Below are 23,536 nucleotides of genomic sequence, written 5' to 3' on the forward strand. Positions count from 1 at the left end.
TCCGTTCAGCAGAGTGGTTTAAGAAACAATAGATAGGAGATTTTGGAAAGGATTGAGACCCCTTTGTTTCCAAGTTAAGTATAATGAAATTATCCGCTCAAGGAATGTATTTCCCCGCTTTGATTGTGTAAAATATGAGTTTTTGCGATAAACGACATAATGCCGAATTTGCCGTTCAGCGTGGTTATTTGTCAGCGGAATATTTTCTGGGTCATCTAAAAATTTCCACATCATTCTTTCAGATCTCAGAACATTTTTTGCAACTCGAGAGGCTCCAATTGCTTCAGGTAAACGAGATATCTCCTTCAAGTAATACTTTGTACGTTTTCTTAATTTTCTGGCACGTCTGACAAACCTCAAAACATCTATCTCACTTTTTAGTAAAGCTTTTTTTAGTGCAAATAATTCAGTGGCCACGTTTCTCAAGTAACAACCCAGAACTTTAACTTCAATATTCCAACTATGTGCTAATCTTTCAAAATCTCTTGATAAATGTGCCCAACAGATTTGCCTGTTTTTATCGGCAAAATAATTCTATGCTGCATACCTGTCAGTTATTACCAAGCTATTGCGATTGCAGAATTTACTATTTTGTAAAACTTTCATTCCTCTTGACTCTGTAAATTTTACAAAACTTGCCGTATTGCTTGCAAACATCCAACACCAAGCGAGTTTACCTTTGTTATAATGGCTCGTTTCATCAATATGTAGAACTTTACTCCTACTTATCTCTTGTTCGATCTGCTCATACATTTTTTTGCATTTTGAAGCAACTCTATGTTCACTATTTGATATGCTACCGACGCTTATGTTCAAATTGAAGATATCATTTACGACACTCGCTATTTCGCGTTTTGAATTTTTGTAGAATCCGCTGAACGCTGCAATTATTGACTTAACCCTTGGACCAAATGTATCTGGCGTAACACCTTCCGGTAACTTGCTACTTCTTCTCTTTCCGCATCTCCGACAACGGCCATGTTCTAACTGATATTCCACTACATAAGGCTTGATTTCTGGAAGATCAACTTTCTGATGAATATATGGTTTTTCACATATTGCAATTTCTCCTCCGCATTCGCAAGTATTAGGCAACTCTATCTTTACTACTTTATCTGCATCCATGTTGGCGCGAAAACTTCCTTTATGACCAACCTGACCGCCAATATTCCTTTCGCTTTTCGGCTTATTCTTTTTTATTTTATACAACTCTTTGGAACTTGGTATTGATGAATTTTTTGAGCTTAAACCGAGTCTTTCTCTTAACTCAGCATTTTCTATCTTTAAAGCCTTATTTTCTGCTTTTAAACTTTCATTCTCTTTTTCCAATCTTTCTATTTTTGCTTCTAACCTTTCTATTTTTTGCTGTAAATTTTTGCAAAGTTCTAAAAGGTTTACCATATTATTTCACTTTTGCTCTATGATTATCTTTTAGATCACCTTGTCTACCTTATTCTGCCACTCCGCTGAACGGATACATCTTTTCTGCTTTTAAACTTTCACTCTCTTTTCTATTTTTTGCTGCAAATCTTTGCAGAGTTCTAAAATATCTTACCTCACTTTTTCTCTATGATTATCTTTATTATCCTGTTTCGTCTACCTTATTTGCTACTCTCTTGAACGGACTCTCTCTTGAACGAACACTCTACAGTTACTCTTTCATCAATAGCTGAGCGAGGTGCACCGGAACCAGGTACAACAATATTTTCGTGCGATTGCGTACTCTTCTTTTCCTCATATGGTATTTGCTTAATGAAATGTGCTGCTAAAACTTCATGTAAAGCTTTACCTTTTATAAGCACAGCCTCGTTTTGCTTAGCTAATTCTAAAATTTCCTTTGGTTCAACATCTTTACCGTCAATAGTTGATTTTTTAATACTAACTTGACCTAAATTTATATTTAGAACAACAGCGCAGTTAAGGTCTTTTCCAGATTCATCTTTTGCACCGCAACTAATTTCGATGTCACATATTGCAAATTCTGTAAAGGAGTAGTTCCTCTGTTGTTTCTCATTCTTCTCAATTGTTACTATTCTTTTATCATTACTGTATATTTTTACTCTTTGTACCTCATTTTTAATTGTTTCCATCCTTTTAGTCTTTTCGCTAAAAAGACGACTAGTTTCTAAACTCTGTCCAGGTTTAGTAATGTTGATACTAAGATTATCATAATGATTAACAAGATGTCCTGCCTTTTTGTCTGGCCAATAACATCCATCAAAGAAACCAATTAGATCATATTTGTTTAGAAATTCTTTTGCATCATTCATTCCTTCGTCAATTCGAAGAAGATATCTACCCAACCTTCTTTTAAAATTTTCTTTTAACTCCTCCTGATCTTTAGAAGTAAGCTTCTTATCCAATATATCCATTATTTCTCTTTGCTTACTTAATACCACATAGTTAAAAAGGAAAATGCTCTCCTTCTCCCGTCGATAATAGTTTACTATTTTGTCAAATGGATCTGCTGGCCGGCCGTTATTATAATTTACAGAATCAGAAGAATCTTGACATTTATTATCCTTAAAATTGAAATTCAATTTTTCAAAATCTGATAACACTTCTTCTGCCCTATCTTTAAAAGACCGAAGTCTATCTTGAAGTTCTTTTCCATAACTCATTCCTTTGTCAATTTGAAAAACATATTGACTATATTTCTTTCTAAACTCCTCCTGTTCTTCGAGAAGAGGAAGATTCCTATCTAATATATCAATTATTTCTTTCCGCTTATTCAATATCACGTAATTAAAGAGGGAACTCTTCCCCTTCTTTTCATAATCGTCTGCTATTTTGTCAAAACACTTATTATCCTTAAACTCCAATTTCTCAAAATCTGAGAGCACACTTTGTACCTGAGTCTCATCGAATTGAAGATTTGCTTGAGGAGATAGAAGAGTCAACTTTTCTTCACTTTCCTTGGTACTCGAATTTTTGTAAAAACCATTCAATAGATTTACAGTACTAGAAAACATTTCACACCTCTATTGTTATAAGTAAACTTAATTATATCTTAATGCTAAATGTTGTAAAGCTAAAATTAGAAACTAAAAAAGCTAACATAAGTTCTGCATTGTTTGCAGCTTTATCAGCCTATTAGGCAGAATTATTAAAGAATTAGTTGAATAGGTATTATGATTCAATTTAACTCCATCCACAAGTTCTCCGCTTGTTACTCCAGTTGCAATGAACACTGATTCACCTCTTGCCATATCTTTTACGGCGTAGACTTTTTCTGGGTCATCAATATTTAAATTTTTTGCTCTTTCTCTTAACTGATCCGTATCAAGTACTAATCTTCCCTCCATCTGTCCGTCGATAGAGCTTAGCGCTGCAGCCGCAAGCACTCCCTCTGGTGCTCCTCCTATACCGATATACATATCATGATTGCCATTTATTAGTGAAACTATGGCCGCAACATCACCATCATCTATTAGTTTAATTTTTGCTCCTAATTTCCTGATTTTCTCTATTAATTCACTATGCCTTTCACGTTTAAGTACAGTTACCACGAGATCATTCACTTTGCACTTTTTTGCCTTGGCTAAATTGTCTAGATTCTTTTCAATGCTATTTTTTAGTGAGACTACACCCTCTGGAAGATTTTTTCCTGCCGCTATTTTTTCCATATAAACATCAGGTGCATGTAAAAAATTACCTTTTTTCGTTGCAGCAAGAACAGACATTGCCCCTGGTTTGTAATGAGCACAAATCGTAGTGCCCTCAAGTGGGTCAACGGCAATGTCGATTTCAGGACCATTTCCAGTGCCAACCTTCTCGCCAATATATAGCATCGGCGCTTCATCTCTCTCACCTTCACCAATTACGATAGTACCATTTATTTCCATTGAATTTAATACTGTACGCATTGCATCAACTGCAACCTGATCAGCCCTTTTTTCATCACCAAAGCCTGCCAATTTATACGCAGCAAGTGCTGCAGCTTCGGTCACTTTAACTAATTTATAGGCTAAATCTTCCATCATTTGCTTTAAGAACTATATTCAATATATATCATGCTGCTTGAAACTGCAATATGTCTTGACTGGTTGTGGGAAAGTTGCTATAATAAACTAAGAGGTTGTCCGGAAACAAGTAAAAGGCTATAATATCTGAAATTTTAGTACGGGGTAAAGATGAGAAAAAAGTATCCAACAGATCTAAGCGAAAGGGAATGGGCAAGAATAGAAAAACACTTCAGAGTATCATACAAGAAAGGAGGAAGGCCGCCAAAGTATAGCAAAAGAGAAATATTAGAAGCAATTTTCTATGTATTGCGTACAGGGTGTCAATGGCGGTATTTACCAAATGATTTTCCGCTATGGAAGACTGTGTATGAGCAGTTCAGGCAATGGAAGAAGCAGGGAATTTTTGAGAAAATGAATTATGAAATTACAAAATATAGTAGAAGAAAAATAGGAAGGAATGAGCAGCCGAGTGCCTGTATAGTAGATAGTCAATCTGTAAAGACTACAGAAAAGGGGGGATCAAAGGCTATGATGGAAGTAAAAAAGTAAAGGGTAGAAAAAGGCATATAATTACAGACACTCAGGGTTTTATACTAGGTTGTTACGTAGGCGCTGCTAACGAAAATGATAGAGATGGTATTAAAATAGCATTAAACAATATGAGAACAAAATATACTAAAGTTAAAAAAATGTGGGCTGACATGGGATACCAAGGAAGAAATTCAAAGAATCACATAAAGGAAGAATATGACATAGATATTGAAATTGTTACAAGGCCTCCATGTAGATTTTGGGTGCACAAAGATACGCCACCTGAGCTACTACCAACAAGAGAACAAGGGTTTAAAGTACAGCCAAGAAGATGGGTTGTAGAAAGGACTTTTGCTTGGGTTAATAGGAATAGAAGGCTATCGAAGGAGTATGATTTACTCACAACATCCACTGAGAATTTCATATACCTAGCTATGAGTAGGGTTATGTTAAAGAGGGAATATGCTTGAATTTACTAGTTTCCGGACAACCTCTAACATATAGTAGTAGGGTTAGTTATGATATATAGTAATGATGATATTAGAGAGTTGTATCTAAATATAAATGAGACTGTAAAACAGAAGCCTCAAGCAAGTCTTGAAGAATTAAGTAAAGAGCTAAATGCAAGAATTGATCTAAAGCAAAAATTTCATAATGGCTGTGTGTTGGGAGATTTACTATTAGCACTTGCAATTGAAAAAAGTAATCTAGATTTTATAAAATTTCTCTTTAAAAATGAGCTAAAAATTATTAGTATCATTTCCCAACAAGAAGAAACATGCCATATTCCCAAAACTATAAATGGTCAATCTATATTAAATTATGCTGTCCATTTTGGTAATACCGAAATTTTAGATCTACTCTTACAAAATGTTAACGCAGAACAATCAAAGCTAATACCTAAAAGCAAGCTGTACAAGTTGTGTCAACAATTAAAGAGTAATGCGTTAGATAAGGCTATAGACAAAAACAATGAAAAACTTGTTACGTTACTCGTGTCAGCGATAGAGGAGAAACAAGAAAAGCAAAAAATATCTAATGAGGAAATTAAAGTAGGATCTGGCAGTAATAGTAATGCCACTAGTAAATCTATAGCAACATCAACAAAAAAAACAAATCCAACTACTGTACCAAATAGTGGTAACGGTAGGAGTGTTATTAATAAACCAGTATCTCCTGTAGTATCAACAAACGCCGGCACATCCGCTATGTCAAGCGGTAATGATAAGTCTAGTAATATAAGAACTCACGGCGATGGTCTATCAAATCATACTATTACACCAAATAGTGGTAACGGTCAGCATCATAATAACAAAAATGAAACGCCTGTAGTAACAGTGCCTTCTATATTAACAAAGAAGACAAATACCAATCAAACTGTTACACCAAATAGTGGTAACGGTCAGCATCATAATAACGAAAATAAAACGCCTGTAGTAACAGGGATTGACCAAACTGCCACACCAAATAATGATAATAAAGCTAACGGCTTTGTAGATGCTCAATTTTCTATGCCAAATGAACAAGAAACTAAATATAAAGAGAGCAAAAAGGATTTTTACACCTCATTGACAAAAGATGTTGTTGGAGTTGTTATTACAGGATTATTCATTACTGCTGCTGTGATGGTTCCATTTGTAGCTGGTGCAGTAGTTTGCAGTGTCATAGCTGCTTTGATTGCAATATATACCGGGTTGCATGTAAAAAATTCTACATTACCAAGTTATAGGGAGATGAGAGAGAATGAAGTTGAACATGTAACAGGATGTCATCCCAGTGCCCAGACACTGGGATCCAAAAGGCCATAATAAAAACTAGATTCCAGCGTCACCCTCTGGTGGGCTCAAACCATATGAGTAGCCAACACTGCCACTATACTTACCTAGCAAATTTAGATCTAACACTAAACTGTGCTGCCACTAACTTTGCAACCGGTACTCTATAGGGTGAGCATGAAACGTAATCCACCCCTGATTCGATGAGAAACTCTATGGATTTTGGATCTGCTCCATGCTCTCCACATATACCCAGTTTTATTTCTTTTCTGGTTTTTTTGCCTCTTTCAATGGCTATCTTGATTAACTCCCCTACCCCTTCGATGTCCAGCACTTCAAATGGGTCGTTTCCGAATATGTTGCTTTCCTTATAAGAATCGAGGAAATTAACTGAATCATCTCTTGAAAGTCCCATGGTTGTTTGCGTTAAATCATTAGTGCCAAAACTAAAAAACTCTGCATGTTTTGCTAACTTATCAGCAATCAGTGCCGCTCGTGGCAGTTCTATCATCGTTCCAATTGAATAAGCCTTGTCTGGTGTCATTCCAGCGCGTGACGCTGGAATCCGCTTCTTGATCCTAGCTGAGATGACAGAAAATTCTTTCTTCACTAGCTCGCATATCAGAACAAACTCTTTCTCACTCATGATAAAAGGAATCATGATTTCAGGCTTAACTTCTACCTTTTTCTCTTCCTTCAGCTCATTTGCAGCACTAAGTATTGCCCTGATTTGCATGCTATATATTTCAGGATGAGAAATGGCAAGTCTACAACCTCGATGGCCAAGCATTGGGTTCTTTTCTGATAACTGTGCTATTTTATTTTTTACTGATTCAACTGACTTACTAAGCGATTTGGCGATTTTTTCTATAGTAGACTGATTATTGGGTAAAAATTCATGCAAAGGTGGATCAAGCAAACGTATAGTGACTTCCCTGCCCTCCATAATAGAAAATATTTCTTTGAAATCAGACTTTTGCATTTCTTCCAGTTTAATGAGCGCATTTGCCCTTTCATTTTCATCGTCAGCTATTATCAACTTTTGAATGAATTCGATTCTATCACTAGCGAAAAACATATGTTCTGTGCGACATAAGCCTATACCTTCTGCACCGAATTCTTTTGCAATTTTTGCATCTTTTGGAGTATCAGCGTTCGCTCTCACTTTGATCGTTTTGATTTCATCTATCCAGTTGATTATCGTTTTGAATTCTTGCGATAATTCAGGTGAAATTGTAGGAAGAATGCCAAGCATAACCTCCCCTGTTCCTCCGTTGATGGTAATTGGTTCACCTTTATTTACTTTTGTATCCCCTACAGAAAAGAAAGTTCCATCTTTATCGATATAAAGTCCACTCACACTGCAAATGCATGGCTTACCCATTCCACGGGTTACAACAGCAGCATGCGAGGTCATCCCTCCCCGTGCTGTTACCATGCCACTTGCAGCATTCATTCCATTAATATCTTCAGGACTCGTTTCTGACCTTACTAAAATCACTTTTTTACCCTGCTCTGCAGCTTTTTCAGCATCACTTGCACTAAACACTACATATCCAGAAGCAACCCCTGGAGAAGCCGGCAGTCCCTTCCCTATTACTTTCTGGTCACCCTTAACGTCAAGAACTGGATGCAATAAATTGTCAAAGGTTTTTGGATCAATTCTCAATATTCCTTCTTCTTTTGTAATCGTTCCTTCGTTTACCATATCAACTATTATGCGAATAGCAGCTTCAGCCGTGCGCTTGCCAGACCTAGTTTGCAAAATCCATAACTTGCCGTCCTGTACAGTAAATTCGATATCCTGCATGTCTTTATAATGCCTTTCAAGTTTTTCACATACCACGCATAATTCTCGGTAGACACTTGGCAGCAACTTCTCCATGGTGTTTTTTTGCTCTCCGTCAATTGGCATAGGAGTATAAACACCAGAAACCACATCCTCACCCTGAGCATTAACCAAAAACTCACCAAAAAGCTTTTTTTCTCCAGTTGAAGGATTTCGTGTAAATATCACACCAGTTGCAGAATTATCATTTAAATTACCAAAAACCATTGCTTGCACGTTGACCGCTGTTCCAAGGTTTTCAGGAATATTATGTATTCTTCTATAGGAAACAGCCCTATCATTTTTCCAAGAAGCAAATACTGCATTCACTGAGCTGAGCAATTGCTCTTCAACGTTCTGCGGAAAATGTTTTCCTGTTTTTTCATGTACTATCCTTTTGAAATTGTTAACAATTTCTTTTAAAACATCAACATCAAGATCAGCTAAGCTTTTTGCTCCACTCTTTTGCTGCTTATTATCAACAACATCTTGAAATAGGTGATGATCAAGCTGTAGTACAACATTGGAGTACATCATGATGAAACGGCAGTAGCTATCGTAAGCAAAACGTTCGCCACTTTTTTTTGCAAGCCCAACAACGGTTTCATCATTTAGACCAACATTTAAAATAGTATCAAGCATGCCCGGCATTGAACTAACACTACCAGAGCGTATTGAAACTAATAAGGGGTTATTTAAATCCCCAAATTTACAACCGATGTCATTTTCGAGCATCGCCATGTAGTTTTTGATTCCACTACATATGTCATTCCAGTGCGTGACCACATTTTTTTCTGGATCCGAGTAGTCAGCTACTTGGATAACAGAAGATCTATTGTCTTGATAATAGACTTCGCAAGCAGAGGTGGAAATTGTGAAACCAGGTGGAACAGGAATGCCAACATTGCACATTTCTGCTAAATTTGCCCCCTTTCCTCCCAGCAGATTTTTCATTTCTGCATTGCCTTCGCATTTACCCTGGCTAAAGTAATGTATTAACTTTTCCCCCATCATTTTCTCCGGATTTTCACTGATAAACACATTGTACATATAGTTCCAATAAACCTGTGAGAACTTGAAACCTTAGGATAATAAATTTTACAAAATTTTGCAACAACGTTCCTTCTGGCAACATCAGTAAAGTTAACAAAAAAGATGACAAATTATTGAATTATTATCAATAAGAATATATAATATAAAGATACATTTAAAAATTTTTTTATGGCTCTTTCTAAATTTCTCGACCCCAAGAATGATGTTGCGTTCCGGCGTATTTTTGGTACTGAAAAAAATAAAGACATCCTCATTCACTTTCTCAATGATATTTTGGGGTTCACTGGCAAAGATGAAATAAAAGAAATAGAATTCCTCAGCACTATTCAAGATGCTGAAATTGCCTCTAAAAAACAAAGTATCGTTGATGTTCTTTGCAGGGATGAAAATGGGGTGCAAGTAATAGTCGAAATGCAAGTTGCCAAAACTAAAGGCTTTGAAAAACGCGCTCAATATTACGCTGCTAAAGCTTATTCAAGGCAAGCTGATAAAGGTGATCAATATCAGGATCTTAAAGAAATCATTTTTATAGCTATTGCTGATTGTATTCTCTTTCCTAATAAATCTGAGTATAAGTCAGATCATGTAATGTTAGACAAAGATAGCTATGAACATGATTTAAAAGATTTTTATTTTACATTTATCGAGTTACCAAAATTTCCTAAAACTAAAGAAGACCAATTGGAGAGTATAGTTGAAAAATGGATCTATTATTTTAAATATGCAGATGAAACTAGCGAAGAAGAATTGGAAAAGATAATAGGTAGTGATGTAATAATTAAAAAGGCATATGAAGAACTAAATAGATTCAACTGGTCAGAGAAAGAATTTATTGCCTACGAACAGGAAATAAAGCGTATTCGTGATGAACGGGCTGTTCTTGAACAAAAACTTGATGATGCTAAAAAGGAAGGAAAAATTGAAATTGCAAAAACAATGCTGGCTAATAATGTTGATGTCACCACTATTGTTAAGTTTACTGGCCTCTCCATGAGTGAGATCAAAGAATTGCAGAATTAAGTGGACCCGCAAACGGTTACACGAAATAATGCTGCAGCCTGACCAGGTGATAAGTACATTTAGCCTATTTATCTTTATACTTTCATGTCAATTTTATAAATCAAATTTATTTCTGTGAGTAGCTACAATTTAAAGACCTTGCTTCATCAATGTAATGGAACAAAACCTTTTTAGTAAGTTCAAAACCCTCTAAAGTCTCTCCTTCGCATCTTGCTGTAATGCAGTTTTGCGTATTTGATACCCTAAGAAGCCACCAACCTTTATTATCGGTTACCTTAACACCATCAAGATCTGAAAATACAATATTTTGCTTCTCCAGTGTTTTCTTTATTGATTCAATTATTTGAAATTTTTTCTCATCTTTCACTACAATCTTTACTTCATGAGTGATATATAACTTCGGTAAATCCTCAATTACCTGAGATAGGCTTTGGTTTTTCTTAAGCAAAATGTCAACTGCTTTAACAGCAGAATATAGCCCATCATCAAAACCTAGCTCAGAAAAGAAGAAGTGCCCGCTTAATTCACCAGCAAACTTTGCCTCTTCCTCTACCATCTTCTTCTTAACTAGTGAATGTCCAGTAGCGCAGGTAATAACTTGCCCTCCTAACTTACTAACAAAATCATGCACTTTCATACTCATTTTTACGTTGGCAATAACTTTGCTTTCTGGATATTCCTCCAACACTTCACGTGCAAAAATTATAAATAAATGGTCATTGGAAACAACGTTGCCTTTATTATCAATTAAGCGCACCCTATCGCTATCGCCATCTAGCGCAATGCCAAGATCACATCCATACTCCTTCACAACGTCAATTAATTGAGCGAGATTTTTTTCCTCTATGGGATCTGGATCATGCAGTGGAAATGTCCCATCTATAGAATTATTGGTTACGATGTGCGTATGACCAGGCAAGATCTTTTCAATATACCTTATGATTCCACTTGCTGGACTATTTCCACAATCCCAGGCTATTTTTAATTTCTGTGTAGTATTATTCTTCACTGCACTTTTTAATATGCGAATGTACTCACTATATATATTTATGTTAATTAAGCTTCCAATTCTTGTGCTGTTTTTAATTGGACTGCTTATAATTTCCTTTATCTCTTGATCTGAGAAGACTTTTTTATTACTAAAAAATTTAAAGCCATTATATTCGCTGGGGTTATGAGAGGCAGTTACTATGATACCAAGATCCGCCTGTGTGATTTGTGTTGCAGCGTAAAGCATAGGTGAAGAGCATAGTCCAACGCGTATAACATTTGCACCGGATAAAGTTAAGCCCCTAATTAATTCTCTTTCTATACCTGGTGAATCTATTCTGCTGTCGTAGCCGACACAAACACTAGCTACGGTTTGGCCAAACTTTCTACCTATCTCGTACCCATCATTAATCTGTAAGTCTTTGCCTATTATACCTCTAATATCGTATTTTCTTATAATGGTATTGTCCATACTGTACTTCTTGAAGTGACTACTATATAACATTTTGGCCAAATGCTCAAGTTTATTTATCCAACAATTAGTTGACTTTTTAAAGAAATCTGTTAATATTATAGTATATTTTTTAAAATGTAAAATTATGCCACAGGAAAACGAAAATGTATTTATAGCTGAAAGTCAAAGTTTAGATGTAGATGAACAGCAGAAAAAGGATATTTTAGATGTGATTGAATCTTGTAGCAGCTTTCAAGAGACTATAAAACAATTGGAGGAAAAAATTTAATCTGGTATTTTATTGGCCCTTTACGCAAAGATGAGAACATTACAGGACAGATAAATTTAAAGTGGGAAAAGGAGTTCCAAAAATTTGAGCAATCAATAAATGAAACACATAGAGAATTTGAAGCATCTTTACCAAATCAAAATTTCTTAGTGTATCCAACAAAGGATAATGACTTAAAAATTAGATTTGAAAATGAAGAAAAACCAATAGAAATTAGCAATATTTTAAGGACCAGCAGTGAAGGTAAGGTTTATAATATATCTTTAGGGAAAGATAGTCAAATAACCGCAAGCAAGAAAAATGGCAATGAGAGGCACTATGATTTTACTGGTTCAAGCTCATGTGAAATGACCATTAATTGGCAGGCTAAGGATTCTGAAGGTAACAGCATAGACTGTAGCATGACCGTAAAATTGGATTCTGGTGGGCTTTGTTGCATCGCTCAAGTGAAAAGAACTGGCAGTTACTGACAAAATTCATTATAAATAGCGATTTAACTGTTGAAGAAAAAATATGCCACAAAAAATGAGGGTCAGTAACCATAGCGAATATAACAAATTTCTAGAAAAAAGAGGAAATATTTTTCATTATATCAACGAAGCCATAGAAAAGTGGTACGAGAATGGTCCAAAAATACCAGGTGGCAACAATATTTATAGCGATAAAGTTGTAATTTTGGTGCACATAATAACTTGTTTATTTAGAATAGGCCTGAGGCAAACAGTTGGGTTTATAGCAGGATACCTTGAGCAAATTGGGAAAAATTTGCAAGTTATCAGCTATTCACAATCATCAAGAAGGTTTAAGAAACTCAATATTAAGATCAATGATTGCAGAAAATAATATGGAAGATATCGAAATTGCTATAGACAGTACAGGAATTAGTATATACAACAACACTCCTGGTCATAGCAAAGAAAATAGCGAAGATAGAAAGTATCGCAGCTATGAACAGACAAGAAAATTGCATGTAATGTTGAATACAAACAGCAAAAAAGCCATAGCTGTAAAATACAGTAACGGTGTCTACTCTGATCACTATGGAGCTTGTGATTTGCTAAAAGAAGTCGATTTTCAGTATGTCATAAAAGTACTATATGCAGATAGGGCATATGACAGAGAAAAGCTCTATAAGCTGTGTAATCAATATGGTATAAAAACGAAAATTCCTCCGAAAAACAACGCAGCAGAGCATCCAAAGTTAGACTATATGGCTGAGAGAAATTCTGCAGTCAAGCTCATAAAGTCATATGATGAAGATGGTATAAAGAAGTGGAAAAAAGAGATGAGTTATGGAAAAAGATCTTATATAGAAGGTTTTTTCTCGCGATTAAAAAAGACATTTGGGTTTAGTTTTAGGAGCAAATCTGAAATTAATCGTGAGAAGGAACTGCTACTCAAGTGTTATTTGCTTAACAAATTTACTGAAATAGGCATGGCTAAGTTTGAGATAGCTTCATGAATTTATTGTACGTTACCTACTATCCGAAGAGCGATGCAACAAAGCCCACTGGAATCCAGTTATTTGGATTTTGACTCTCATATAAAGACCAAGAGACTAGGCAGTATTTCTAAAGCTTATACAAAGCATAAAATGGGTTTACTGTTGCATAGTGCCTAGCAAAGACGGATTACCTTTAGGTCTATCTTCCCAACAATGTTGGGCGCGTTCTATTAGGGAAGAAGAAACGGCACAAGAAAAAGCAAACAGAAAATACCGTACCTCCATAGAAGAAAAAGAAAGTTATAAGTGGATAACAGCTCTCAAAGAAACTATAAACAACCTTCCTCCAAATGTACAACTTGTTACCCTTGGTGATAGGGAAGCAGACATCTTCAAATTTTTATGGGTGGCTGAGACGTTAGGTAGTTTTTATGTAATCCGCAATCGAGCTATAGCATTTCTCATAATAGTCCGAATAGGTCATAGGAAGGCAGAATCAACAGCACGACGAAAGGATTCGAATAGAGGAATGTTTTTCCTGGCTCTGTTTTTTATAGCAAACCAATGATGCTCAATTTTGTTAAAATCTGGAGAATAAGGCGGCAGATACAAAATTTCTGCACCGACTCCTTTAGCGAGCTTGATAAGCTTATCAGACTTATGAAAAGTAGCATTATCAAGAATGACAGTTTGTCCAGGTTCTAAGATCGGTGCCAAAAATTGCTCAAACCATCCATTAAAAATATCCATATTACAGTGGCCTTCAAATGTTAATGGAGCAACTATCTTTCTTCTACTTAAGGCTGCAACCATGCTGATTCGTTGAGTTTTTTTCCAGATTTTAGGGCATAAAATCGCTGTCCTTTCTGGCAATACCCATATGGATAGTCCTCCGTGTTATCAATCCCAGACTCATCTATATACACTAAGTTTTCTGGTTCTTTTGTTGCTATAATTTTTAAGAATTCAGCACGTTTTTCTTCGTTCCTTTCCTTGTATCCATATGTCTTTTTTTGCGCGTAAATCCAATTTTTCTGAGAGCTCGGTGGATCGTTTGGATACTAACGTTGCCCCAAAGTTTAGCCATTTCCGACAGAGTTTTTCTACCGTGTTTTTTAGCAAATTCGATAAACTTATTCCAGTCGATAATTTTCTGATTGTAACCTCCATTACCGAGTTTTTTTGACTGAAAGTCGCCTGTTTCTTTTTTTCTTTGCTGCCACTCCCACAAAGTAGTTCGTCCAATTTTAAATCTTGCTGCCACTGCTTCTCTGCTTTCCCCTTCGTCTAGTGCTTCCATTGCTTTTTTTCTTAAATCATAACTATATGCTGCCGGCATCCAACCTCCTTATCGCCATCTATCCTTAATCTTATCATATCCGGACTTCTGTGGAAAGAGCTATAAGAGGTTGTCCGGAAACAAGTAAAAGGCTATAATATCTGAAATTTTAGTACGGGGTAAAGATGAGAAAAAAGTATCCAACAGATCTAAGCGAAAGGGAATGGGCAAGAATAGAAAAACACTTCAGAGTATCATACAAGAAAGGAGGAAGGCCGCCAAAGTATAGCAAAAGAGAAATATTAGAAGCAATTTTCTATGTATTGCGTACAGGGTGTCAATGGCGGTATTTACCAAATGATTTTCCGCTATGGAAGACTGTGTATGAGCAGTTCAGGCAATGGAAGAAGCAGGGAATTTTTGAGAAAATGAATTATGAAATTACAAAATATAGTAGAAGAAAAATAGGAAGGAATGAGCAGCCGAGTGCCTGTATAGTAGATAGTCAATCTGTAAAGACTACAGAAAAGGGGGGATCAAAGGCTATGATGGAAGTAAAAAAGTAAAGGGTAGAAAAAGGCATATAATTACAGACACTCAGGGTTTTATACTAGGTTGTTACGTAGGCGCTGCTAACGAAAATGATAGAGATGGTATTAAAATAGCATTAAACAATATGAGAACAAAATATACTAAAGTTAAAAAAATGTGGGCTGACATGGGATACCAAGGAAGAAATTCAAAGAATCACATAAAGGAAGAATATGACATAGATATTGAAATTGTTACAAGGCCTCCATGTAGATTTTGGGTGCACAAAGATACGCCACCTGAGCTACTACCAACAAGAGAACAAGGGTTTAAAGTACAGCCAAGAAGATGGGTTGTAGAAAGGACTTTTGCTTGGGTTAATAGGAATAGAAGGCTATCGAAGGAGTATGATTTACTCACAACATCCACTGAGAATTTCATATACCTAGCTATGAGTAGGGTTATGTTAAAGAGGGAATATGCTTGAATTTACTAGTTTCCGGACAACCTCTTATACCAATTCCCATTACAGGGCAAACAGATGGACAATGATGGAAGAAAAGCCATACTGAAGTAAGTAAAATAGCGAGGTTTAAATGGCATTAAGATCAAAATTATTGGATGAAAAAGTAGTAGAATCAGCAAAAGAAATGCTGAAGAAAGTAATGAATAATGCATATGTTTCAAAAAAACTAAATGCTGTAATTGCAGCAAAAAAGTACAGTATAACGGCTGTAGCAAAAATATATTGCATTTCAAGAAGCGCACTAACTTCGTGGGTAAAACTCTTGAAAATTGGCAGAGAAGAAAAACTGTTTGCTCCTTCACAACGTCGTAGAAAAACTAAATTAAATCAGGCTCAACTACAGCAAATTGAAGAGTGGATAGAAGAAAATCCTAATATCACCATTAAAGAAATGAGAATAAGAATCCAGGAAAAGTTCGGATTAAATATCAGCAAATCTACAGTACACCGCCATATGCAAAAGATGAAATTCTCATATATTACACCAAGACCAGTTCATAATGGACAAGATAAAAGCAAACAAGAGGAATTCAAAAAAAAATCTCAATGGAGCTATTAGCAAGTATCCAGAAAAAGAGCTATTTTTCTTTGATGAATCACGGTTTGGCACACATTCAAAAGTTGGACATGGGTGGTTTAAAAAGGGGATTAGAACACAGGTTAAAACAAAATTAGGTAGGCAAAATTTCTATCTCTATAGTGCAGTTAATCCTAGAAATGGAGAGAGTTCTAGCTTATTTGCACCAAATGTCAACACTGATTGCATGAACATATTTCTTGAGCAAATTTCGCAATATCTAGAAACACGAGAGGCTTTTCTCGTTATGGACTGTGCTAGTTGGCATAGGTCAAAAAATTTAAAGGTACCTAAAAATATCGACATTATATACCTACCTCCATACTCACCTGAGCTAAATCCTGTTGAGAGGCTTTGGTTATATATAAAACAGAACATTTTGCGCAATAAAATATACGATACAATTGCTCTACTTGAGGGTGCTTTGTGCAAATTTATTACTTCTCTTGCCAGCTCCACAATTAAACAACTCTGCAATGTTTCCTATTTGACTGGACAACAATGAGAATTGGTATTACTATTTAAAAGGATATGTTCAAAAAAACTGTGTCAAATCAACTCATACACTTCATTACCAACTTCATGATGAAGTTCCGCAGTTGGATGGAAATAATCAAAAAAGAAATAATCCTTTAGTGTTTCTTTGCTACACCCAGGGTTATAGTGAACGTCAAGTTCCCCTTTAAATATCAACTTTAAGAGTATTTTTATATTTTCTTTAAATCTCCCAACTTGGTCTGCAATGTTCGATGTGCATGCATCTTGACAATTTAAACCTTTGCTCTTGTATTCGCTAAACATACTTCTCATTTTAGAGTTAAGATCAAATGCTTTTATTTCAAGATTTGTGCTTTTCTTCATATAATCTAAGCCTTTAGCCAGTTTTGCATTGAAACTCTCCGTGAGCTTTGTAGCTAGTTCCCTTGCTTCTTCATCTCTATTAAAAGCTGGTATTGAGCCAACTTCAGGTGCATTTGCAACAACTACATGCTTAACACCATGTTCATTTAGAACCTTAAGTGCATTACATATTTCACTCACTGCTTGTTCCAACACTTCTTCCGCTTTAGTATCGTCATAAGCAGTGGCAACCATAACATCATTTCCGCCGATTATGATGCAAAATAAATCTTCTTTACCTATATCTGGATGATGTTTAATTACCGCATCTAGCTGGTTAGCTAAACGAAATTTATTGAAGAAATAAGAAAAAATAGGGTCAAAAATTTCAGATGCTGTTGCATATGAAACTGCGTAATTCTGACCTTGCTGTTCGTGGCATCTCCCAAAAAATGAATAACTCCACCCAGGTTTAAATTCATCTAAATCTAAATATTTTGCTATATATTCAACAGCAGTAGGGCCATTGCTAAAAGATCTTCCTTGATAAAAAGGATCATCAAATTTTACGCTTTTTGCAAAGGATAAATTATTTAAAATTCCAATGATTGCGCCATTATCGGATAAGCTATCACCCAGAACATAAAAATTTCTATACTTTGAATTAGAATTGTCATTTTTGTTTGTCATAATATTTACCGTAGATTAGCATGTTGTTTCACTAGATTCATAGAAAAAGAAAAATAGCGGTGAAATTATACAACTTTGGCCTAACTTGCTCTCCACTTTTTCCGGGCAAAATCAGCTTTTTCTTAACTTGACACGTATACTTAAAAGAACCCTCTAAGTTTTCTAGCACGGCTTGGATGTTTCAACTTGCGCAGTGCTTTTGCCTCTATTTGCCTAATTCTCTCACGTGTTACATTAAAAATTTTTCCTACTTCTTCTAAGGTATGTTCCTTCCCATCTTTACCAAGGCCAAAACGCATTCTTAAAATTCTTTCTTCCTTTGGTGTTAAAGTTGCAAGAACATTGGTTGTAATGCCACGCAAGTCAGCAAGTATTGCAGCATCCTCTGGCCTGGAGACTCGCTTGTCTTCTATACAATCACCAAAGGTACTACTATCATCTTTTCCTGTTGGAGCTTCAAGACTTACTGGATCCCTTGCTATTTTCATAACTTTGCGTATTCTTTCCAGTGGCATTGTCAGTTCTACACTCAATTCCTCTAACGTCGGCTCTCTTCCCATCTCATGAGTCATCTTTCTTAATGCTCTGTTGATTTTACTGATAATTTCCACCATATGAACTGGTATTCTAACTACTTTAGACTGCTCAGGTATTGCTCTAGTGATTGATTGTCTTACCCACCAAGTGCCATAAGTTGAAAATTTATATCCACGTTTGTAATCAAACTTATCCACGGCCTTCATAAGACCAATATTGCCTTCTTGTATCAAATCAAGCAGATCAAGGCCTCTTTTTGAATACTTCTTAGCAATGGAAACTACTAGCCTTAAGTTAGCCTTAATCATTTCTTGCTTTGCTTCAGAGACTTCTCGTTCGTGTTTTTGTATTCTCTTGATTAGCTCCTTAAATTCTTGTACGTTATCTTCCTGTATATGCTGCTTAATACCGTTCAAGGTACTAGCTATATGTTCAGAGTTATCGTCTATAAACCTTAAAAATTTGTTTTTTAATTCACCTGTAAAAGAGGACTGATTTTCATTGATCTTTAAAAGACTTATCTTTTTCAATTCGTGCTTTAAAAGCACGTCATCATAAACTTTATAGAAACTTTCTCTATCGATATCGTATTTTCTAGCCTCAGCAATAAGATTAGCCTCTTCAAGCGTAATGGATCTATTTATCTTATAAAGTTCTTGTGTAATTCTGGCAACAGCAGCATCACTTAACTTAATTTGTAATGCTATAGACCATATTTGATTATACAAATTTTCTAGCTCATTAGAGAAATTTTTAGAATTTTTTCTTAATATCAACGCTTCATTTGTTAAAGTAATTATCTCATCCAATGCAACTATGACCTTTGGCAATAAGTCACTTTCCATTTCAAGAATAGAAACATTTAAATTGACTGAACTTATATCTTCATTATTACCGTCTTTCTCATCATCACTTTTTTTACTATCTTTCTCATCATCACTACAGTACTCAGCATCTTCAGAAACATCCTCAGAATCCTCAACATCTTCAGCACTTTCTTCACTCTCTTCACTTTCTTCTTTGGGTACCACATTAAAATCAGAGTTATAAATTGCATCCAGATCTATAATTTCTCTCAGTAAGAGAGCTCCATTACTTAAATCATCACGCCATACTTTTATCACCTTTAATGTTACTGATGTTTCAATTATTGCACGTAACATGTTATGCTTTTCAGATTCAATTTTTTTTGCTATCTCGATTTCATCTGCCCTTGATAAAAGCTTTACGGAGCTCATGTCTTGTAAATAAATCCTCACTGGATCATCATTTTGTACTAAAGTTGCAGTAACATTTGGCGATGTGTCATCATCATCAAGTTTACTATCATCACTGTTGGAAGGAATATCTTCTTCATCTTCGCTACTTTCAAGCACATTAATTCCGGAATCCTGCAATAAAGATATAGCATCATCTATAAAGTCAGACGAAAAATTTTCATCTGATAATTTATCATTTATATCATCAAAGGTGATAAAACCACCCTTTTTTATACTCTTAGTTACCAGATCTTTGATAATTTTTTTCTTATCTTCTGCATCATTAATAGTTGACATCATTACCTTTATAGTTTATAACTTTATTTCTTATTAACAAACAAACTTACAACGAGCAAGTCTATAATTTTACTTTTAAATTGTGGCTATTTGTTACTTCATATAGTTTAAGATACTGTTAATTTATGTACACTTGTCTTAATCGATTGTTCCATACTTTTCTTCCATTTTTACTGCTATGGATAATCCAACTGAAAATGTTGCAATTCCAACCACTATAGCAGTAAGCATTAAAACATGGGGTATAGGATTGCTATATGAATAAAAATTTGAAACCAATATAGGAGGCAAGGAATTTTTTATATATCCTAGAGATATGTAAAATAACAAAACAGATGCTTGGAAGACGCTTACCCCTATCATTTTCTTGATTAAATTTTTATCGTTTATAATAATATATAAACCTAGCACCATTAATACAATAATAATCGTATAATTATATAAAGTCATTGTTTTTTCCTACGAGCAAAATTTATATATATAATTAACATAGAGGAGCAGACAGTAAATGCTACACCTAATTCCACCAAAAAAATACCTAATTTTTGACCGTTTCTATTATTGGTTAACAAGATATCATAAGATAAAAAATTTTGGCCAAGTAAAGTTGTTGCAACGCCCGTTCCTCCATAAATTAAAATACCTAACACGTTAGTCAATCTAATCACAGAATAAGGTATTGCTTTTAGAGTTGTAGATACACCAAATAGCATTGAATATAATATTATCCCGGAGGCAATAATTATTCCTGCTTGAAAACCTCCACCCGGGGTGTAATCACCGTGAAATTGTATGTATAAACCAAATAAAATGATAAAAGGTATCATCAAAAATGTTACTGCATTTAATATCGGATCTTTAATCATTTTCTTTTTCTTCTTTTAATATCAACGTTATACAAAGCGCAGCAGTAAAAACTACTATAGTTTCTCCAAACGTGTCATAACCACGAAAGCTTGCCAAAATAGCTGTCACTATATTAGGAATACCGGTAGCTTTTTCGGTATTTTCCACATAATAAGGAGCAACATGCAAGTGGATCGGAGCATTGTGGCTGCCAAAATCTGGCAATTGAATCATAAAATATGACAAACATACAGCCAGAAATAACATAAAAAAAAGCGTTATAGGGTTATGAGATAGATTTACTTTATGATTCTTTATCAAGGAGAGTGCTGCAAACGTAAAAACTGTACTGAGCCCCGCACCAACAGAAGCTTCAGTAATTGCAACATCAGGTGCATTCATAATTAAGTGTATAAGCGCAATCAGTGAACTAAATACACACATTAGAACAGCACTTACGACTAAATGTCGCGAGAAAACTATAAAAACCGTAACTGTTAGTAACAACAAAAGTAACACTACATTTAATATTTCTAACACCTTAGCCTTCTTTAACAGTTTTTTTCTTAACTTTATAATGAGTGCGCGCTAAAATATAGCTATTAGTTGAGTTAGCTAACCATATTATAAAAATTAATAATACTATTTTAACAGTATTGATTGAAAATCCATTCTGCAAAGCAAAACCAATTAACAATAACGTTGCACCGCTAGAATCTGTAATACCTGCTGCATGTAACCTAGTATAGAAATCAGGAAATCTGATCACCCCTATATTTGAAATAATTATCAAACAAATACCTAAAAATATGAAAATGGATCCTATCATAAATTATCAAAACAACATTAATCTCATTAGTGCTATAGTTGATATAAAGCTAACGCTAGCATACAACAATGCTATATCAATTAAAAAAAAATTATTCAGGATGATTGATATTGCTGTTATAAGTACAACTACTTGCGTTGAGAAATTATTGAACGCTAAAACCTTATTGTACACATCATTTGACTTAGACACTATGCAACACAACATTACACTCATACAGAACAACAGTGTATAGATAGCAATGCAAATCATTTAAAGACTATGTAACTTCAGTAGATTTCTAAACGGATACTTCTTCATCGCCATCTTGATCATTTATTTCATCATCTATTTCACCATCCACTTCATAATCTTGGCTTTCTTGACTTGCATCAAGGTCTGTGTTATCAGAAAAATTTAATAAATTCGCTAGCTTACTTGTATTACTGCTGTAAACATTATTCATATTTCCTTTCATGTATTCCTTGCATCTACCTACCAAAAGGCTAAACAGCTCATGAGTATCCACCTGTTTTCCTGCTATTTCATGTAAGGAAACTATGGTATTTTTATGACCTTTAAACTTAGCTGCTTGAATTGGATTACTTGCCCCTGTATTTAAATCATGTGTTCTTTGACTTGCCAACAGAACCAATTTGAAACGGTTACTTACCCGTTCTATACACTTTTCTATAATAGACTCAGCCATAAGATACTACCTTAATAAGTTTTATACTATATCACAAAAAACAAGTTGTCAACTTTGTATCTATTGCGATTCAACTTCATGTTTTACTTTTTCTGCCTCAGATTTTATTTCTTGGCTTTCTGTCATCGTGATTGTTATCTCATGATCAAGTTTTTTTAGAAATCCTAACAATCGCTCTAAAGAAAAACCATCTATTTTACCATTTTTAATTTGCGATACCTTTGGCTGATCAATACCAAGTTTCTCAGCTGCAAAAGCCTGAGTCCAAGCATTTTTTTCTATAATTTTATTTATTATATAAAGCAACTTTGTTTTTATTCCTGCACTGTCTAAGTTATTTAACGATATTATTTCCATAATTCTTACACTCACATATCAATTAACTTTATTAAATATTATAACATAATATTTAATATACCAAGATATTAATATCATGTAACTTGTCAATAATTATATGATATCAATATTTAAAACTTTAAGTTGATTATATATTAATATTTTTATCAAATTTCTAGTAATTTTAAATTACCATTTTACCATCAGTCTATCTGAAAAAACCATTTATAGAAAGAACAAGCTAAGATTACAAAGCTTGAAATACAAAAATAATTATTTTATAAATTTATCTTACATAAGAAGTTTATATCTCTATATCTTAATATAAATATTTATTTAAATTTTTAAAATTTCTATTTTAACGAGAATTCTATATATTATATTTATAATATAATTTAAATATTTGTTGCTTTTTAGCTGGAACATTATTTAGTTAGTAAGTAAAATTGTGTTGAATATGACAAAAATAAAAAAAGATGTTGCTGTTATTATGGGAAGTGAGTCAGATTACACCACTATGGTCCATACTGTTGATATGTTAAAAGCATTAGAAGTTTCACATGATATATTCATAATATCTGCACATAGAACACCAGAAAGGCTCTTCAATTTTGCTAAATCTGCACAAGAAGAAGGTTTTAAGGTTATTATAGCTGGTGCAGGAGGTGCAGCTCATTTACCTGGTATGGTTGCGTCACTAACTTGTTTACCAGTTATCGGCGTTCCTGTGCATAGTAAACAATTAAATGGGCTGGACAGTCTACTCTCTATAGTTCAAATGCCAAAGGGTGTTCCAGTTGCAACCATGTCTATAGGAGAAAATGGAGCATATAATGCTGCCATTACTGCCGTATCTATATTGTCAATTTCCAACAGTGAAATTGCAGGTAGGTTAAAAAAGTGGAGAGAGAAACAGACCAAAGAAGTAAAAGAAAAACCAGTTTCATAATAA

21 protein-coding genes and 3 pseudogenes are annotated in these 23,536 nt (G+C 34.6%); 9 read left to right on the forward strand and 15 right to left on the reverse strand.

Going from position 1 to position 23,536, the window contains the following annotated elements; translation table 11 throughout:
• Positions 1–18: 18 nt before the first annotated feature.
• The 3 genes and pseudogenes from ABWU31_RS05075 to glpX form a co-directional block, all read right to left on the reverse strand.
• Positions 19–1,401 (reverse strand): annotated as a pseudogene (locus tag ABWU31_RS05075) (IS66-like element ISWen3 family transposase).
• A gap of 200 nt (positions 1,402–1,601) precedes the next feature.
• The gene (locus ABWU31_RS05080; RefSeq protein WP_353271141.1) at positions 1,602–2,972 is read right to left on the reverse strand and encodes a hypothetical protein; all 1,371 of its coding nucleotides are present in this window, start codon (positions 2,970–2,972) and stop codon (positions 1,602–1,604) included.
• Positions 2,973–3,053: 81 nt separating this feature from the next.
• Positions 3,054–3,980: a class II fructose-bisphosphatase gene (glpX, locus tag ABWU31_RS05085; RefSeq protein WP_338482825.1), complete on the reverse strand. Its 927-nt coding sequence runs from the start codon at positions 3,978–3,980 to the stop codon at positions 3,054–3,056.
• A 153-nt stretch (positions 3,981–4,133) separates the two neighbouring features.
• On the opposite strand from glpX, the gene ABWU31_RS05090 reads away from it, so the two are divergent.
• A protein-coding gene (locus tag ABWU31_RS05090; protein ID WP_353271062.1) for an IS5-like element ISWpi1 family transposase occupies positions 4,134–4,966 on the forward strand; the annotation gives its coding sequence in 2 pieces (ribosomal slippage) (positions 4,134–4,503 and positions 4,503–4,966; 834 coding nt in all).
• 48 nt (positions 4,967–5,014) lie between these two features.
• A complete protein-coding gene (locus ABWU31_RS05095; RefSeq protein ID WP_236514756.1) occupies positions 5,015–6,304 on the forward strand; it encodes an ankyrin repeat domain-containing protein in 1,290 nt (429 codons plus the stop codon).
• A 70-nt stretch (positions 6,305–6,374) separates the two neighbouring features.
• Here the strand turns inward: ABWU31_RS05095 and ppdK are convergent, their stop codons facing one another.
• Positions 6,375–9,110: a pyruvate, phosphate dikinase gene (gene ppdK / locus ABWU31_RS05100; protein ID WP_353271142.1), complete on the reverse strand. Its 2,736-nt coding sequence runs from the start codon at positions 9,108–9,110 to the stop codon at positions 6,375–6,377.
• 210 nt (positions 9,111–9,320) lie between these two features.
• Here ppdK and ABWU31_RS05105 point away from each other — a divergent pair, with 210 nt between their 5' ends.
• Positions 9,321–10,172, forward strand: a complete 852-nt coding sequence (locus tag ABWU31_RS05105; RefSeq protein ID WP_077188186.1) for an Rpn family recombination-promoting nuclease/putative transposase — start codon at positions 9,321–9,323, stop codon at positions 10,170–10,172.
• Positions 10,173–10,278: 106 nt separating this feature from the next.
• Here the strand turns inward: ABWU31_RS05105 and ABWU31_RS05110 are convergent, their stop codons facing one another.
• Entirely contained in the window at positions 10,279–11,634 is a 1,356-nt protein-coding gene (locus ABWU31_RS05110; protein ID WP_338482395.1) for a phosphomannomutase/phosphoglucomutase, read from the reverse strand.
• A 127-nt stretch (positions 11,635–11,761) separates the two neighbouring features.
• Between ABWU31_RS05110 and ABWU31_RS05115 the strand changes: the two are divergent.
• The 3 genes and pseudogenes from ABWU31_RS05115 to ABWU31_RS05125 form a co-directional block, all read left to right on the forward strand.
• Positions 11,762–12,336: pseudogene (locus tag ABWU31_RS05115) on the forward strand (hypothetical protein); the annotation flags it as partial.
• An 82-nt stretch (positions 12,337–12,418) separates the two neighbouring features.
• Positions 12,419–12,748, forward strand: coding sequence for a transposase (locus ABWU31_RS05120; protein ID WP_007548762.1), 330 nt, complete (start codon positions 12,419–12,421; stop codon positions 12,746–12,748).
• Positions 12,732–13,367, forward strand: a complete 636-nt coding sequence (locus tag ABWU31_RS05125; RefSeq protein ID WP_353271143.1) for a transposase — start codon at positions 12,732–12,734, stop codon at positions 13,365–13,367. The genes ABWU31_RS05120 and ABWU31_RS05125 overlap by 17 nt, the downstream gene beginning before the upstream one ends.
• A gap of 462 nt (positions 13,368–13,829) precedes the next feature.
• On the opposite strand, the pseudogene ABWU31_RS05130 reads toward ABWU31_RS05125, so the two are convergent.
• Positions 13,830–14,688: pseudogene (locus ABWU31_RS05130) on the reverse strand (IS630 family transposase).
• Positions 14,689–14,813: 125 nt separating this feature from the next.
• On the opposite strand from ABWU31_RS05130, the gene ABWU31_RS05135 reads away from it, so the two are divergent.
• Positions 14,814–15,646, forward strand: a protein-coding gene (locus ABWU31_RS05135; protein ID WP_353271062.1) for an IS5-like element ISWpi1 family transposase whose coding sequence is annotated in 2 segments (ribosomal slippage) — positions 14,814–15,183 and positions 15,183–15,646 — 834 coding nt in all. Because the reading frame shifts where the segments join, the coding sequence is not laid out codon by codon here.
• Positions 15,647–15,755: 109 nt separating this feature from the next.
• A protein-coding gene (locus tag ABWU31_RS05140; protein ID WP_353271144.1) for an IS630 family transposase occupies positions 15,756–16,767 on the forward strand; the annotation gives its coding sequence in 2 pieces (ribosomal slippage) (positions 15,756–16,217 and positions 16,219–16,767; 1,011 coding nt in all).
• A gap of 44 nt (positions 16,768–16,811) precedes the next feature.
• Here ABWU31_RS05140 and ABWU31_RS05145 read toward each other — a convergent pair.
• From ABWU31_RS05145 to ABWU31_RS05185, 9 genes are all read right to left on the reverse strand, one after another.
• Positions 16,812–17,792 carry an SGNH/GDSL hydrolase family protein gene (locus tag ABWU31_RS05145; protein WP_010082050.1) on the reverse strand — a complete coding sequence of 327 codons (981 nt, stop codon included), beginning with the start codon at positions 17,790–17,792 and terminating at the stop codon, positions 16,812–16,814.
• Positions 17,793–17,932: 140 nt separating this feature from the next.
• Positions 17,933–19,885: an RNA polymerase sigma factor RpoD gene (gene rpoD / locus ABWU31_RS05150; protein ID WP_012673419.1), complete on the reverse strand. Its 1,953-nt coding sequence runs from the start codon at positions 19,883–19,885 to the stop codon at positions 17,933–17,935.
• Positions 19,886–20,023: 138 nt separating this feature from the next.
• Positions 20,024–20,335: a cation:proton antiporter subunit C gene (locus ABWU31_RS05155; RefSeq protein ID WP_182319844.1), complete on the reverse strand. Its 312-nt coding sequence runs from the start codon at positions 20,333–20,335 to the stop codon at positions 20,024–20,026.
• Complete coding sequence (locus ABWU31_RS05160) at positions 20,332–20,751, reverse strand: Na(+)/H(+) antiporter subunit B (RefSeq protein ID WP_353271145.1); 420 nt, start codon at positions 20,749–20,751, stop codon at positions 20,332–20,334. Before ABWU31_RS05160 ends, ABWU31_RS05155 begins: the two co-directional genes overlap by 4 nt.
• Complete coding sequence (locus tag ABWU31_RS05165; protein ID WP_006279704.1) at positions 20,744–21,271, reverse strand: DUF4040 domain-containing protein; 528 nt, start codon at positions 21,269–21,271, stop codon at positions 20,744–20,746. The genes ABWU31_RS05160 and ABWU31_RS05165 overlap by 8 nt, the downstream gene beginning before the upstream one ends.
• A 1-nt stretch (position 21,272) precedes the next feature.
• Complete coding sequence (gene mnhG, locus ABWU31_RS05170; RefSeq protein ID WP_338482585.1) at positions 21,273–21,560, reverse strand: monovalent cation/H(+) antiporter subunit G; 288 nt, start codon at positions 21,558–21,560, stop codon at positions 21,273–21,275.
• 6 nt (positions 21,561–21,566) lie between these two features.
• Positions 21,567–21,812 (reverse strand): monovalent cation/H+ antiporter complex subunit F, encoded by a 246-nt coding sequence (locus ABWU31_RS05175; protein WP_007548527.1) that lies wholly within the window; start codon positions 21,810–21,812, stop codon positions 21,567–21,569.
• A 28-nt stretch (positions 21,813–21,840) separates the two neighbouring features.
• Positions 21,841–22,248 (reverse strand): DNA-directed RNA polymerase subunit omega, encoded by a 408-nt coding sequence (gene rpoZ, locus ABWU31_RS05180; RefSeq protein ID WP_353271146.1) that lies wholly within the window; start codon positions 22,246–22,248, stop codon positions 21,841–21,843.
• A 60-nt stretch (positions 22,249–22,308) separates the two neighbouring features.
• On the reverse strand, positions 22,309–22,605 hold the full coding sequence (locus ABWU31_RS05185; RefSeq protein WP_010081926.1) for a helix-turn-helix domain-containing protein: 297 nt from the start codon (positions 22,603–22,605) through the stop codon (positions 22,309–22,311).
• Between the two features lie 436 nt (positions 22,606–23,041).
• On the opposite strand from ABWU31_RS05185, the gene purE reads away from it, so the two are divergent.
• Positions 23,042–23,533: a 5-(carboxyamino)imidazole ribonucleotide mutase gene (gene purE, locus ABWU31_RS05190; RefSeq protein ID WP_006280351.1), complete on the forward strand. Its 492-nt coding sequence runs from the start codon at positions 23,042–23,044 to the stop codon at positions 23,531–23,533.
• Positions 23,534–23,536 lie beyond the last annotated feature (3 nt).

This window comes from Wolbachia endosymbiont (group A) of Alloplasta piceator, from assembly GCF_964028505.1.
In the GTDB taxonomy this organism is placed as follows: domain Bacteria; phylum Pseudomonadota; class Alphaproteobacteria; order Rickettsiales; family Anaplasmataceae; genus Wolbachia; species Wolbachia pipientis.

Coding starts and splice junctions, on each gene's coding strand:
- ABWU31_RS05080 (WP_353271141.1), bottom strand. CDS start 2,972: ATGTTTTCTAGTACTGTAAATCTATTGAATGGTTTTTACAAAAATTCG.
- glpX (WP_338482825.1), bottom strand. CDS start 3,980: ATGGAAGATTTAGCCTATAAATTAGTTAAAGTGACCGAAGCTGCAGCA.
- ABWU31_RS05095 (WP_236514756.1), top strand. CDS start 5,015: ATGATATATAGTAATGATGATATTAGAGAGTTGTATCTAAATATAAAT.
- ppdK (WP_353271142.1), bottom strand. CDS start 9,110: ATGGGGGAAAAGTTAATACATTACTTTAGCCAGGGTAAATGCGAAGGC.
- ABWU31_RS05105 (WP_077188186.1), top strand. CDS start 9,321: ATGGCTCTTTCTAAATTTCTCGACCCCAAGAATGATGTTGCGTTCCGG.
- ABWU31_RS05110 (WP_338482395.1), bottom strand. CDS start 11,634: ATGGACAATACCATTATAAGAAAATACGATATTAGAGGTATAATAGGC.
- ABWU31_RS05120 (WP_007548762.1), top strand. CDS start 12,419: ATGCCACAAAAAATGAGGGTCAGTAACCATAGCGAATATAACAAATTT.
- ABWU31_RS05125 (WP_353271143.1), top strand. CDS start 12,732: ATGATTGCAGAAAATAATATGGAAGATATCGAAATTGCTATAGACAGT.
- ABWU31_RS05145 (WP_010082050.1), bottom strand. CDS start 17,792: ATGACAAACAAAAATGACAATTCTAATTCAAAGTATAGAAATTTTTAT.
- rpoD (WP_012673419.1), bottom strand. CDS start 19,885: ATGTCAACTATTAATGATGCAGAAGATAAGAAAAAAATTATCAAAGAT.
- ABWU31_RS05155 (WP_182319844.1), bottom strand. CDS start 20,335: ATGACTTTATATAATTATACGATTATTATTGTATTAATGGTGCTAGGT.
- ABWU31_RS05160 (WP_353271145.1), bottom strand. CDS start 20,751: ATGATTAAAGATCCGATATTAAATGCAGTAACATTTTTGATGATACCT.
- mnhG (WP_338482585.1), bottom strand. CDS start 21,560: ATGATAGGATCCATTTTCATATTTTTAGGTATTTGTTTGATAATTATT.
- ABWU31_RS05175 (WP_007548527.1), bottom strand. CDS start 21,812: ATGATTTGCATTGCTATCTATACACTGTTGTTCTGTATGAGTGTAATG.
- rpoZ (WP_353271146.1), bottom strand. CDS start 22,248: ATGGCTGAGTCTATTATAGAAAAGTGTATAGAACGGGTAAGTAACCGT.
- ABWU31_RS05185 (WP_010081926.1), bottom strand. CDS start 22,605: ATGGAAATAATATCGTTAAATAACTTAGACAGTGCAGGAATAAAAACA.
- purE (WP_006280351.1), top strand. CDS start 23,042: ATGACAAAAATAAAAAAAGATGTTGCTGTTATTATGGGAAGTGAGTCA.